The following is a 13,448-nucleotide window of genomic DNA, read 5'->3' on the forward strand; positions in this document are numbered from 1 at the left end:
AACCTTGGGGTCACCGCTCTCCAGGCAATGCAAAACTCTCCCGGCGGGAGCAAAACATTCTCAAGCTCTGAGGAGACTGCGTAGCGGTCGTCTCGAAGGATGGCCACAGGCGAGATCCGGGCCTTCATGGTTCGAGACGCGCGTTCCGCGCTCCTCACCATGAGGGTCTGCTATCCTCGGGCGTTTCGCTTGCGCCAGTCGGCAACGAAATCAATGAAGGCTCGCAGCGCCGGCGGCGTTTGTCGCCGGCTTGGATAATACAGGAACGGGCCCGGAAACGGCTCGCACCAGTCCTGGAGCAGGCTGACCAGCGCGCCTGACTTCAGGGCTTCGCCGACATAACCATCAAGCGTCGCCCAGATACCGACACCGTCGAGCGCAGCGCGCATGGAAAGACCCATGTTGGTCGAGATCAGCTTTGCCGGCGGATCGACCTTCACCAGCTGACCGGCCTTCTCGAACTCCAGATCATGCATGACACCGCTGGAGTAGCGGGCGCGGATGCAATCATGATCGAGCAGATCCTTCGGATGCTCAGGCTTGCCGCGGCGCGCGAGGTAATCGGGCGAAGCGACCACGACATAGCTCTGCGGGCCGCTGAGCGAGATCGCCACCATGTCCTGCGCGAGATGCTCGCCATAGCGCACGCCGGCATCGAAGCCCGCGCTGACGATGTCCACGAACCCGCTCTCGGAGACGATGTCGAGGTCGACCTGCGGATAGGCCTTAAGGAACGGCCCGATCATCGGCGCCAGCACGAGATCGACGGCGGGCGGCGGCGCGTTGATGCGCAGCCGGCCCGAGGCCATTTCGCGCAGGCCACGGACCTGATCGAGGGCATCGCCGACATCGCGCAGCGCCGGAGCCACGCGCGACAGCAGCAGCTCGCCCGCCTCGGTCAGGGCGACACTGCGGGTGGTGCGGTTCATCAGGCGGACGCCGAGGCGCTCCTCAAGGTCCCGCAATCGCTGGCTAAGGCTCGACACCGACACGCGAATATCGATCGCCGCGCGCCGGAAATTGCGGGTGCGGGCCACCGCCACGAAGACGTCGAGATCACGCAGCTCGGGCTCAGTCATTGTTCTCTAATGTGAACAAGCCATTCTCGATTGTCCAGCTTATCGGCACAATCGATCAGGCGCATATCGGGCCTCGTCACGCGGCGCAGCCAGCGCCTTTGAGGAGAGCCACCATGGAACAGCGCAAACTCGGTTCAACCGGCCCCACCGTCTCAAGCCTCGGTCTCGGCTGCATGGCGATGTCGGATGCCTATGGTCCTTCCGATCGCGGCGAGAGCATCGCCACGATCCACGCCGCGCTCGATGCAGGAATCACGCTGCTCGACACCGGCGACTTCTACGCCATGGGCCATAATGAAATGCTGGTGCGCGAAGCGCTCAAGGACGTGCCGCGCGAAAAAGTGCAGATCAGCGTGAAGTTCGGCGCGCTGCGCGGTCCCGCCGGCGAATTCACCGGCATGGACTGTCGTCCGGCCGCAATGAAGAATTTTCTCGCCTATTCGCTGCAACGGCTCGGCACCGATTACATCGACATCTACCGCCCGGCGCGGCTTGATCCCAGCGTCCCGATCGAGGAGACGGTGGGCGGTCTCGCCGAGCTGGTGAAGGCCGGTTACATCAGGCATATCGGCCTGTCCGAGGTCGGCTCCGACACCATCCGCCGCGCGCACGCCGTGCATCCGATCGCCGATCTCCAGATCGAATATTCGCTGATCGAACGCGGCATCGAACGCGACATCCTGAAGACCTGCCGCGAGCTCGGCATCGGCATCACGGCTTACGGCGTGCTGGCGCGCGGCCTCATCAGCGGCCATTGGTCGAAGGACTCCGGCAAGACCGGCAAGGACTACCGGCTGATGACACCGCGTTTCCAGGGATCGAATCTCGATTCCAATCTCGCGCTGGTGGAGCAGCTGCGCGCCATCGCTGCGGAGATCGGCGCAACGCCGGCACAAGTCGCGATCGCCTGGGTGGCGCAGCAGGGTAAGGAGATCGTGCCGCTGGTCGGCGCCCGCACCCGCAACCGCCTCACTGAGGCGCTCGGTGCGACCAAGGTCAATTTGACGCCGACTCAGCTTGCGGCGCTGGCCAAGGCGTTTCCGCCCAATGTCGCCTCAGGCACGCGCTATACGGCCGAGCAGATGGCGCATCTGGACAGCGAGAAGTCCGCCGCCGCCTAGTATCTGCAATCAAGGGCTATGGGCGCTGAGATCGGTGATCACAGGCCCATCGCCATTGAGCGGATTGGCCGGATCGCGCGCGTAGCGCAGCGTCTCGAAGCGCATCGCGCGCGCATCGATCATCAGGAGACGGCCAACCAGGCCGTCGCCAAAGCCGACGATCTCGCGGATCGCCTCCAGCGCCATCATCGAGCCCATCACGCCCGCCAGCGCGCCCATGACGCCGGCTTCCGCGCACGCCGGCACGGTCCCGGGCGGCGGCGCCTCCGGGAACAGGCAGCGATAGGTCGGATTGAATTCGCCCTGCTCGTTCTTCTCGTGGGCACGGATGGTGGTGAGCGAGCCATCGAAGGTGCCGAGCGCCGCCGTGATCAGCGGCCTCTTCGCGAAGAAGCAGGCGTCCGAGGCCAGATAGCGGGTCGAGAAATTGTCGGAGCCGTCGAGCACGAGGTCATAGTCGCCGATCAGCGACAGCGCATTGTCGGCATTGAGCCAGGTGGCGTGGCCGACGAAGCGGACATGCGGATTGAGCGCCGAGATCCGTTCGGCCGCGCTCTCGACCTTGTGCCGGCCGATGTCGGGCGTGGTGTGAATGACCTGGCGCTGGAGGTTCGACAGCGACACCACATCGTCATCGACCACGCCGAGCGTGCCGATGCCGGCGGCCGCCAGATACATCAACGCGGGCGCACCGAGCCCGCCGGCCCCGATCACCAGCACGGAGGCTCGCTTCAGCGCAGCCTGGCCGGGGCCACCGACATCGCGCAGCACGATATGGCGGGCATAACGTTCGAGTTCGTCCGGGCTCAGCATGGTCGTCCTTCGTTCTCTCAACCCTCATGGTGAGGAGCGCGGAACGCGCGTCTCGAACCATGCAGGCCCCGATATCGCCCGCGCCATCCTTCGAGGCGCGGCCTTGAGGCCGCTCCTCAGGATGAGGATTTGAGTTCGCGGGCGCTCTCGCAGCCTGAACCACCGCAACATTGTTCGCGACCAACGAGATGTGCTTCAATGGCATTGCGTTCAATGGGCTGGCTGGATTTGTCATGAGATCGATGCTTGCGGCAACACTGATGTTTGCGGCTGCGACAGGCGCGAACGCCCAGATGACGACAGCGCAGATCCCCGGCACCAAGCCGAAGCCGGTCCAGACCGTTCCGATCCGGCCTCCTGCATTGCAGACGCCGGCTGCGACGGCCGATGCCATGGCGCAGGTGGAGCGGCTGTCGCTGCAGTCCGACCTCGCCTGGGTCGGCCAGTACAACGGCGCTATCACCGGCGACGTCAGCGCGCGCATGGTCGATGCCATCAAGGAATACCAGAAGCTCAGAGGTAGCAAGCCGACTGGCGTGCTCAATCCGCAGGAACGCGCCGTGCTCGCTGAGACCGCGCGCCGGAAGCAGGACAACGTCGGCTGGAAGATCGTGACGGAGATGACCAGCGGCGCGCGGCTTGGCATTCCCTCAAAACTGGTGCCGCAGCAGGCGACCGACGCCAACGGCTCGAAATGGACCTCGCCCACTGGCACGGTGCAGGTGCTGCTCAGCCGCCGCAAGGAGGCGAACCCGACCACAGCCAAGCTTGCCGAAGCGGAGAAGAAGGAGCCGGGTCGCAAGGTCGACTACACCGTGGTGAAGCCCGACTTCTTCGTGCTGTCCGGTTTGCAGGGCCTGAAGAAATTTTACATGCGCGGCACTTCTCGGGGTGATGAAGTTCGCATCATGACGATCCTCTACGATCAGGCAACCGAGAACACGGTCGAGCCGGTCGTGATCGCGATGTCGAGCGCGTTCAGCGCGTTTCCGTCGGGGCCACAGGCCGGGCCGCCGCCACGCAAGAATGTCGAATATGGCACCGGCCTCGTCGTCAGCGACGATGGTGCGATCGTCACGGACCGCCTCGTCACCGATTCCTGTCTCGCGATCACGATCGCCGGCCATGGCAGCGCCGACCGTCTCGCCGAGGACCGGGAACACGATCTCGCGCTGCTGCATATCTACGGCGCGCGCGGCCTGAAGCCGCTCAGCCTCGGCGGCGGCGCGGCAAAGACGAGTGTCGATGTCATCGGTATCGCTGATCCGCAGAGCCAGGGCGGCGCGGCCGTCGCGTCGAGCCTCAAGGCTGCGCTGGCATCTGTCGGTGGCGGCGATTCCCCGCTCTCACCGCCGCCGGCTGTCGGCTTCTCCGGCAGCGCCGCCATCGACGGCGACGGCAAATTCGCCGGCGTTGCGCTGTTGAAGCCGACGATGGTCGCGGGCCCCGCGACGTCGGTGCCGGCGTCGCAGGCGGTGATGGTCTCCGCGGAGACGGTGCGCGATTTCCTGAAGGCGAACGCCGTCACCGCGAACGGCACGTCCACTGATGCAAAAGCCGCTGTCGTCCGGGTGATCTGCGTGCGCAAGTAACGCTCGTGTCCCGGGCGCGATGCGGCATGAAATGCCGCTTCGCTGAATTGCGACCCATGTCTCACATTCGATGCAAGAAGTTCTGGGCCCCGGCTCAGTGGCGCACCACTGAAGAAGCGCTGCGCTGCGTCCGGGGCACGAGACCTAGCTCAGCCTGAACCTGATCCCGGCATTCGCGAGGCCACCCGAGATCCCGACCGGCGTGCCGTCCGCACGCCAGCAAGCGGCGCCACTCATGGTGCCGTCGTCATGGAAGGCGATACCGTTCATGCCGCCGGCGACTGTCGCGACAGGCTGAACCTTGTGGCCGAGGCTCTCGAGCTTCGCGCGCACGCTCTCCGGCACCTTCTGCTCAACCTCGAGTGCATTGCCCTCGGTCCAGACCCGCGGCGCCTCGACTGCTTGCTGCAAGCTCATACCGTGGTCGATCAGATTGAGCAGCGCCTGCATCGCGCTCGGGAAGATTCGTTTTCCGCCGGGCAAGCCCAGCGCATAGCGCAGCTTTCCATCACGGAGTGCCATCATCGGCGACATCGAGGTCGTCACCCGCTTGCCCGGCGCCAGCGACAGGGCGTGGCCTGGCCGCGGATCGAACAGGTTCATGTAGTTGTTGGCGATGGCGCCGAGGCCCGGGATCATGATCTTGGCGCCGAACAGATTGTTGATGGTCTGCGTGGTCGCAACCACGTTGCCGAACGCGTCAGCCGCCGTCATGTGCGTGGTGTGAGTGCCTTCAAGCTGCGACACGCCGGCGCCCCAGGCCTGCGCCCGCGCCGGATCGATCGCAGCGCGGCGCTCCTCGGCATAGGCCTTCGAGGTCAGCCGCTCCACGGGGACGCAGACATAATCAGGATCGCCGCTGGCCGCGGCACGATCGGCGAATGCGATCTTCAGGACCTCGGCGAGATAGTGGATCGTTTCCGGCGTGCCGAAGCCAAGGCTGCCGATGTCGTAACCCTCCAGGATGTTCAGCATCTGCGCGATATGCACGCCGGAGGCCGCGGGCGGCGGCGGGCCAAAGATGGTCCAGCCGCGATAATCGGCGCGGATCGGCTGCCGTTCGACGGTCTTGTAGCTGGTGAGATCGTTGCGCCGGATAAAGCCGCCAGCCTTTTCCATGTAGTCGACCAGTATGCCGCCAAGCGGCCCCTCGTAAAGCGCGGTCTCGCCGTGATCGGCGATGTAGCGGAGCGTTTCGGCATATTCTGATTGCACCACGCGCTCACCGGCCTTCAACGGCTGTCCATCAGGCAAGTAAATCGCCGTGATCGGCTTGTCCTTGCGCATCTCGGCGGCGCTCTCGGTGATGCATTCGTGCAGATAGGGTGTCGCCGCATAGCCGCGCGCGGCGTGCTTGATCGCGGGCTGCATGACGTCGGCGAGGCTCATGGTGCCGAAGCGGCGCAGCGTCTCGCACCAGGCTTTCAGCGAACCCGGTGTGGCGACAGCCCTTGGGCCGTTGAGATTTTCCTGGCCGACGGTGTCGAACACGTCATGCGCGGAACCCGGCATGGGAGTGTAGCTGGTGTCAAGCATCGCCGCGGGCACAGTGCTCTGCCCGTCGATGAAGCGGTGGCTGCCGTCGGCGAGCCGGATGTGCGCCATGCCGCCGCCGATGATGCCGACCATCATCGGCTCGACCACGGTCAGCGTGAACAGGGTCGCTATCGCGGCGTCGATGGCATTGCCGCCGGCGGCCAGCATCTCCGCGCCGGCGCTGGAGGCCAGTGGATGGTTGCTGACCACCATGCCGCGGCTCGATACCGCGGGCATCTTCTGGCATTCAAAATTCGTCGCCGTCCGGTCGCGCCAGTTTCCGCCCATGCCGCTTGTCCTTTTATTCACGGCAGCGAGCACAGCACACGTACGAGTACGGGTCCAGTAATGGTACGGATTCGCTGGCATTTCCGATTCCGCCATCATCGTTATTGCTGATTCGGACCTCCGCGATCCCCTTTGGATCGGGCCGGCACGTCCTGAGCGAGAAGAGCTCAGCATCGAGATCGATGCACGTTCACGTGGCGTTTCCCTGACCCGAGCACTCCAAAGGATTGATCTTCAATGCACACGATCGCACTGGCCACCCAAAAGGGTGGCAGCGGCAAGAGCACGCTCGCCATCGGCCTCGCGCTGGCAGCCAAGCAGGCCGGCTTCACCGTTCGGCTGATCGAAACCGACCCGCAGGGTACACTGTCCAACTGGCAGCGCCGCCGCACCACCGACGATCTCGTTGTCGAGCCGATCTATCACGCCGCCGACATCGAGCCGCGCCTGAAAATGCTGGCCGAAAGCGGCCTCCAGCTCGCGATCGTCGATACCGCAGCCGGCCTCAGCGCCGCGACCACCGCCGCGATCCGCCATTGCGACCTCTGCCTGATCCCGGCCCGCCCGAGCGTCGCCGACATCGAGGCGACCGTTTCGACGCTGAGCGTCGCGCGTGCCTGGAAGCGGCCTTACAGCTTCGTGCTGAACCAGACTCCGATCCGCGGCCAGCGCATCGACAATGCCGCCAACACCCTCGCCGAGGAAGCAGCGCTGGATCTCGCCGAGGTGCTCGCGCGTCCCCTGATCGTGATGCGCAACGACCATCAGGACTCGCTCGCAAGCGGCCTTGCGGTCAGCGAGTTCGCGCCGAACGGCAAGTCGACCGAGGAGATCCGCGGCCTCTGGCATTGGATCGAGACCCGGCTCGAGCTCGCCGCCACCACCAATGTCTTGATCGACCAGGTCATCGCGGCCGCGGACGGAATGTTGCACGTCGCCGCCGAGCTGGCGGTCGACGAAACCACGACACTGGCGTCCTGAGCGGGGCAATCGCCCAGACGCCAGCCGGCCCTTCGCCATCCGGAAGGGCCTTAGCGACGAAGCAATCCGGCCACCAGCCCGGCCGGATTGCTTCGCTTCGCTTTTTTTGGCAGCCCTATCTCCGCCGTCATTGCTTTCGTAGCCTGGATGGAGCGCAGCGCAATCCGGGACGCCTCCATCCGCTGCACGAGAACCCGGATTGCGCTGCGCTCCATCCGGGCTACGGCACTCCATCATCGCGATGCTGACTCACTTCTGACATTTCGGACACCAGAACGTCGACCGGCCGTTCTGCGTAAAACGCTTCACGATGCCGGCGCAGCGCGGCGTCGTGCATTTCTCGCCCTCGCGGTCATAGACCTTGAACGAGTGCTGAAAATAGCCGAGCTCGCCCGAGGTCTGGCGATGATCGCGCAAGCTGGAGCCGCCGGCCTTGATGGCGTCGTTCAGCACGGTATGGATCGCGCCGACCAGTCGCTTTGCATGGTCCGTCGTCTCGCCCTTCTTGGTCGACAACGTCGCGGCGATCCGGCGCGGCGACAGATGCGAGCGATGCAGGGCTTCGCAGACATAGATGTTGCCGAGCCCGGCGACCACGCGCTGATCGAGCAGCGCGGCTTTCAGGCTCGTGGTCTTGCCGGCGCAGGACCGCGCCAGCATCGCAGCGTCAAATTCGTTGCCGAGCGGCTCGGGGCCGAGCCCGCGCAGCAGCGGCTCCTCGTCGAGCGCACTGCGCGCGATCACTTTCATGTAACCGAAGCGGCGCGGATCGTTGAAGACGATGTCGGCGCCGGAGGACATCCGAAACAGCACGTGGTCGTGCGCGGAGTCCTTGGCTCGCGGATAGTGAAACTCGCCGGGCGCCACCTCGTTGTCCGGCTTGATGACGCGAAACGAGCCCGACATGCCCAGATGCATCAACAGCACGTCGCCGGAGGCGAGATCGGCCATGAGATATTTTGCACGGCGGCCGAGCCCCGTGACGACCTGTCCCTTCAGTCGGGCCACGAAATCCGGCTGGAAGGGAAAGCGCAAATCGGGCCTGCGGGCCTCCGCGACCAGGATTTTTGCACCCTCCATGACAGGCTGAAGGCCGCGGCGGACGGTCTCGACTTCGGGCAATTCGGGCATGGTCAGGCATTCACCTTATGAGGGCGGTGTGATAGCGCCATTGCGGCGGGCGCGCTATGGTCCGCCTCGTGGAGTAGAGTAATGGATCGGCCGGGCGAAACCACGCATTTTGGCTTCAGGGACGTTCCCCTGGGCGACAAGCAGACGCTGGTGAACGATGTGTTTCACAGCGTGGCGTCGCGCTATGATTTGATGAACGATTTGATGTCCGGTGGACTGCACCGGGTCTGGAAGGACATCATGATCAGCGCGCTCAACCCGCCCAGAGGCGACCGGCCGTTCGCGCTGCTCGACGTTGCCGGCGGCACCGGCGACATCTCGTTCCGCGCCGCCAAGGCGGCGGGCGCGGGTTTCCATGCCACCGTCTGCGACATCAATTCCGGGATGCTGGAGGTGGGCCGCGAGCGCGCCGCCAAGCGGCATCTCGAGACCCAGGTCGATTTCGTCGAGGGCAATGCCGAAGCGCTTGCTTTCGCCGACCGCAGCTTCGACGCATATACGATCGCTTTCGGCATTCGCAACGTGCCACGGATCGATCTCGCGCTGGCCGAGGCCTATCGCGTGCTCAAGCCAGGCAGCCGCTTCCTCTGTCTGGAATTCTCCACCGTCGAGATGCCCGGGCTGGATCGCCTTTATGACCTGTTCTCGTTCAAGGTGATCCCGCCGCTCGGGCGCATGATCACGGGTGACGCCGAGTCCTACCAATATCTGGTCGAGTCGATCCGCAAGTTCCCAAGACCCAACGCCTTCGCCGATATGATTCGTAATGCCGGCTTCGCCCGCGTGAACTGGCAGATATTGTCCGGCGGCATCGTCGCACTGCATTCGGGCTGGCGTTTGTGATCTCTGCCATAACCCATAGTGCGCGCCTGATGCGCGCCGCGTTCGTATTCGCGCGCGAGGGCGTATTCGGCGCCGTCGATCCCAGCCTGGTGCCGCCGCACGGACAGCTCGCGCTGAAGCTTGCGCGCCTGATCGAACGGCGCGGTCCGAAGCATGGCCCGCGGCTGTCGCGCGCGCTCACCCGGATGGGCCCTGCCTATCTCAAACTCGGACAATTTCTGGCGACGCGCCCCGATGTGGTCGGCGTTGCCATGGCGCGTGATCTGGAAAGCCTTCAGGACCGCCTGCCGCCGTTTTCGCAAGTCGAAGCGGAAGCCGTGATCGCGACCTCGCTGGAACGGCCGCTGACCGACGTGTTCGCGAGCCTTAGTGCGCCGGTCGCAGCCGCCTCGATCGCACAGGTGCATCGCGGCGAAGTCCTGCGCGACGGCATCCGCAAGGCCGTCGCCGTGAAAGTGCTGCGCCCCAACGTGGCCGCACGCTTCCGCCGCGACCTCTCCGACTTCTTCTTCGTCGCATACAAGGCCGAATCCTATTCGTCCGAGGCGCGGCGCCTGCGCCTCATCGAGGTCATCAACACCATGTCGCGCTCGGTCGCGATGGAGATGGACCTGCGCCTCGAGGCTGCGGCGCTGTCGGAGATGGCGGAGAACACGCGCAACGATCCTGATTTCCGCGTGCCTGATGTCGACTGGGACCGCACCACGCACAACGTGCTGACGATGGAGTGGATCGACGGCATCGCGCTGAACGATCACAAGCGCCTGGCAGAGTCGCAGGTCGACCTGCCCGATCTCGGCCGCAAGGTGATTCAGAGCTTCCTGCGCCACGCGCTGCGCGATGGCTTCTTCCATGCCGACATGCACCCGGGCAATCTGTTCCTGGATGACGCGGGCCGTCTTGTCGCGGTTGATTTCGGCATCATGGGCCGGCTCGGCATGAAGGAGCGGCGCTTTCTCGCCGAAATCCTGCTCGGCTTCATCACCCGCGACTATCGTCGTGTCGCGGAAGTGCATTTCGAGGCCGGCTATGTGCCCGCGCATCACTCAGTCGAGAACTTCGCGCAAGCGATCCGCGCCATCGGCGAGCCCATTCACAACCGCACGGCGGAAGAGATCTCGATGGCGCGGCTGCTGACGCTGCTGCTCGAGGTCACCGGCCTGTTCGACATGACCACGCGGCCCGAGCTGATCCTGCTGCAGAAGACCATGGTGGTGGTCGAGGGCGTGGCACGCGGCTTCGATCCCAAGCTCGACATCTGGAAGGTCGCCGACCCCGTGGTGCGGGAATGGATCGAGCGCAACCTCGGTCCGATCGGCCGGGTCCAGGGCGCGATCTCCGGCACCGGTGATCTCGCGCGCATCCTGATGCGTCTGCCTGATATCGCCGAGCGCTCGGTTGCGGTGCTCGAACAGCTGGAGACCATGACCCGGGAGGGCATCCGGCTGTCGCCGGAGAGCATCGCGGCGATGGGCCGCAGCGAGGGCCGCAAGAACCGTTGGCGCACCGTGGCGCTCTGGATCATCGCCGCGACCTTCATCGGCATCCTGATCGCCGTCCGGAATCTGTGATTGCAGTGCAATCATACGAATGATAGCATCGCTATCATTTGTGTTGGAGGGCCATCATGGCGAGCCTGACCATTCGCAAGCTCGATGAAGGCATCAAAACTTACCTCAGGCTGCGTTCGGCCAAGAACCGCAGGTCGGTCGAGGAAGAGGTCCGGGTCATCCTCGGGGAGTTGATCGAAGGCCGTGAGGAGCCGCTGACGCCGTTCACGGCGCCGCCCGCGACCACCACCGCCGCGATACCCCAACGCACCGGTACCGTTTCAGAAGCCAGCGTCACCCTGATCATCGGCGGCGGGATCGCGGCCTACAAATCGCTCGACCTGATCCGACGGCTCAAGGAGCGACGGATCGAGGTGCGCTGTGTGCTGACCAAGGCGGCGCAGCAATTCGTCACGCCGCTGGCCGTGAGCGCGCTCTCGCATGAGCGCGTCTACACTGACCTGTTCGATCCCCAGAGCGAGTTCGACGCCGGTCATATCCGGCTCGCGCGCGAGTGCGACCTGATCGTGGTGGCGCCTGCGACCGCGGATTTGATGGCCAAGATGGCGAACGGCCATGCCGACGATCTCGCCAGTGCTATCCTGCTCGCGACCAACCGCAAGGTCCTGCTTGCGCCGGCGATGAATCCGCTGATGTGGAACAACGCGGCGACACGGCGCAATGTCGCGCAGCTTCAGCGCGACGGCATCATGCTGATCGGGCCGAATTCCGGGGAGATGGCGGAAGCAGGTGAAGCCGGCATCGGCCGCATGTCCGAGGCGATCGAGATTGCGACCGCCGCCGAGCGCCTGCTGCGGCCGCCGATGCCGCGCCCCCTCGCCGGCAAGCGCGTGCTGATCACTGCGGGTCCAACCCACGAGCCGATCGATCCGGTGCGCTACATCGCCAACCGGTCCTCCGGCAAGCAGGGCTTTGCGATCGCTGCCGCCGCACAGGCCGCAGGCGCCGAGGTGATCCTGGTCAGCGGCCCGGTCGAGCTTGGCGATCCCCAGGGCGTGACGGTTAAGCATGTGGAATCGGCAAGGCAGATGCTGGAACAGGTGCAGGCGGCGCTTCCCGCCGACATCGCGATCTTCGCCGCCGCCGTCGCCGACTGGCGCGTCGTCAACGAAGGCGAGCAGAAGCTGAAGAAGAGTTCGGCCGGCATGCCGCCGCTCCAGCTGGTCGAGAACCCCGATATCCTCGCGACGATCTCGAAACTGACCGACCAGCGTCCGCCACTGGTGATCGGCTTTGCCGCCGAGACCGAGCACCTCATCGACAACGCCAAGTCGAAGCTTGCCCGCAAGGGCTGCGACTGGATTGTCGCCAACGACGTCTCCCCCGCAACCGGCGTGATGGGCGGGGACCGCAACACCGTGCACCTCATCAGCCGCAAGGGCGGTGAGAAGAACGATGAGAAGGATGGCGAGATTGCAGTTGATTCCTGGCCGGCGATGACCAAGGAACAGGTCGCCATCGAACTGGTCGCGCATATCGCAAAGAGCGTGACCGGCAAATCCCGGGAGCCCGCATCTTGAGCAGCAAAGTCATCGTCGAACTGCAACGCCTGCCCCATGCGGAAGGGCTGCCGCTGCCGGCCTACCAGACCGATGATGCCGCCGGTCTCGACCTGATGGCGGCAGTGCCCGAGAACGAGCCGCTGACGCTCGCGCCCGGCCACTACGCGCTGGTGCCGACGGGCCTCGCGATCGCACTGCCGCCCGGGTACGAGGCGCAGGTGCGGCCGCGTTCGGGGCTTGCGGCCAAGCACGGCGTCACCGTGCTGAACTCACCGGGCACGATCGACGCGGACTATCGCGGCGAGATCAAGGTGATCCTGATCAACCACGGCCAGACCGCCTTCGTGGTCAAGCGCGGCGAGCGCATCGCGCAGATGGTGATCGCGCCAATGGTGCAGGCCGCGCTGGTTCCCGTGGCGACCCTGTCCGCGACCGACCGCGGCGCCGGCGGATTCGGCTCGACCGGCCGCTAGCCGAGCTGAGCGTTGGGTGTACCTCTCCCGCCTGCGCGAGAGGTCGCGCCGAAGGCGCGGGTGAGGGTTCTACCCTCTGGGGAATTGTCCCGTTGCCGAGAAACCCTCTCCCCGACCCTCCCCCGCAAGCGAGGGAGGGAGCGCACCGGCTTCGGGGGCAAGCAATCCGACACGCTAGCGCACGGCAATTTCCGCCGAACCACCCGAGGAACTACGTGAACTGGAACACCGCGCCCCGCATTTTTTTGGGACCGCCTTTGCGTTCACGATCTGGACTCTTACCGGTGGAGTCACGGTGAGGGTATTGTCGTTTGATTCGCGCGCGACGGGGGTCGCCGCGCGCAAATTCGTGCGATCTTGGGGCAACTATGTCAGGCGTGATCGTGTCGATGCGTCGGACGCTGCTGTCGTGCACATCGCTCGTGCGCAACGGCTTGTTGGGAAGCGCTCTCGCCGCCACCTCAGGCGCCGCGCGGGCGCAGATTTCCGACGATGTCGTCAAGATCGGCGTGCTCACG

11 protein-coding genes are annotated in these 13,448 nt (G+C 65.1%); 7 read left to right on the forward strand and 4 right to left on the reverse strand.

Annotated features, from left to right (window positions below):
* Positions 1-170: 170 nt before the first annotated feature.
* A complete protein-coding gene (locus AC0L2F_RS35210; RefSeq protein WP_473251463.1) occupies positions 171-1,079 on the reverse strand; it encodes a LysR family transcriptional regulator in 909 nt (302 codons plus the stop codon).
* A gap of 113 nt (positions 1,080-1,192) precedes the next feature.
* Between AC0L2F_RS35210 and AC0L2F_RS35215 the strand changes: the two genes are divergently transcribed.
* The gene (locus AC0L2F_RS35215; protein ID WP_473251464.1) at positions 1,193-2,200 is read left to right on the forward strand and encodes an aldo/keto reductase; all 1,008 of its coding nucleotides are present in this window, start codon (positions 1,193-1,195) and stop codon (positions 2,198-2,200) included.
* Between the two features lie 9 nt (positions 2,201-2,209).
* Here AC0L2F_RS35215 and AC0L2F_RS35220 read toward each other — a convergent pair whose 3' ends face one another.
* On the reverse strand, positions 2,210-3,013 hold the full coding sequence (locus AC0L2F_RS35220) for a HesA/MoeB/ThiF family protein (protein WP_473251465.1): 804 nt from the start codon (positions 3,011-3,013) through the stop codon (positions 2,210-2,212).
* 233 nt (positions 3,014-3,246) lie between these two features.
* On the opposite strand from AC0L2F_RS35220, the gene AC0L2F_RS35225 reads away from it, so the two are divergent.
* Positions 3,247-4,605, forward strand: coding sequence for a serine protease (locus AC0L2F_RS35225; protein WP_473251466.1), 1,359 nt, complete (start codon positions 3,247-3,249; stop codon positions 4,603-4,605).
* Positions 4,606-4,749: 144 nt separating this feature from the next.
* Here AC0L2F_RS35225 and ggt read toward each other — a convergent pair whose 3' ends face one another.
* On the reverse strand, positions 4,750-6,429 hold the full coding sequence (ggt, locus tag AC0L2F_RS35230; RefSeq protein WP_473251467.1) for a gamma-glutamyltransferase: 1,680 nt from the start codon (positions 6,427-6,429) through the stop codon (positions 4,750-4,752).
* A gap of 237 nt (positions 6,430-6,666) precedes the next feature.
* Between ggt and AC0L2F_RS35235 the strand changes: the two genes are divergently transcribed.
* The gene (locus tag AC0L2F_RS35235) at positions 6,667-7,410 is read left to right on the forward strand and encodes a nucleotide-binding protein (RefSeq protein WP_473251468.1); all 744 of its coding nucleotides are present in this window, start codon (positions 6,667-6,669) and stop codon (positions 7,408-7,410) included.
* Positions 7,411-7,659: 249 nt separating this feature from the next.
* Here AC0L2F_RS35235 and mutM read toward each other — a convergent pair whose 3' ends face one another.
* Positions 7,660-8,541, reverse strand: a complete 882-nt coding sequence (gene mutM, locus AC0L2F_RS35240) for a bifunctional DNA-formamidopyrimidine glycosylase/DNA-(apurinic or apyrimidinic site) lyase (protein ID WP_473251469.1) — start codon at positions 8,539-8,541, stop codon at positions 7,660-7,662.
* Between the two features lie 81 nt (positions 8,542-8,622).
* Here mutM and ubiE point away from each other — a divergent pair, with 81 nt between their 5' ends.
* From ubiE to dut, 4 genes are read left to right on the forward strand one after another with little or no spacing between them, the layout of a single operon-like run.
* Positions 8,623-9,384 (forward strand): bifunctional demethylmenaquinone methyltransferase/2-methoxy-6-polyprenyl-1,4-benzoquinol methylase UbiE, encoded by a 762-nt coding sequence (gene ubiE / locus AC0L2F_RS35245; RefSeq protein WP_473251470.1) that lies wholly within the window; start codon positions 8,623-8,625, stop codon positions 9,382-9,384.
* Positions 9,381-10,955 carry a 2-polyprenylphenol 6-hydroxylase gene (gene ubiB / locus AC0L2F_RS35250; RefSeq protein WP_473251471.1) on the forward strand — a complete coding sequence of 525 codons (1,575 nt, stop codon included), beginning with the start codon at positions 9,381-9,383 and terminating at the stop codon, positions 10,953-10,955. Before ubiE ends, ubiB begins: the two co-directional genes overlap by 4 nt.
* 56 nt (positions 10,956-11,011) lie before the next feature.
* Positions 11,012-12,475: a bifunctional phosphopantothenoylcysteine decarboxylase/phosphopantothenate--cysteine ligase CoaBC gene (gene coaBC, locus AC0L2F_RS35255; RefSeq protein WP_473251472.1), complete on the forward strand. Its 1,464-nt coding sequence runs from the start codon at positions 11,012-11,014 to the stop codon at positions 12,473-12,475.
* Complete coding sequence (gene dut / locus AC0L2F_RS35260; protein WP_473251473.1) at positions 12,472-12,930, forward strand: dUTP diphosphatase; 459 nt, start codon at positions 12,472-12,474, stop codon at positions 12,928-12,930. Before coaBC ends, dut begins: the two co-directional genes overlap by 4 nt.
* Positions 12,931-13,448: the final 518 nt, after the last annotated feature.

The sequence above is a fragment of the Bradyrhizobium sp. Ken64 genome, from assembly GCF_055807555.1.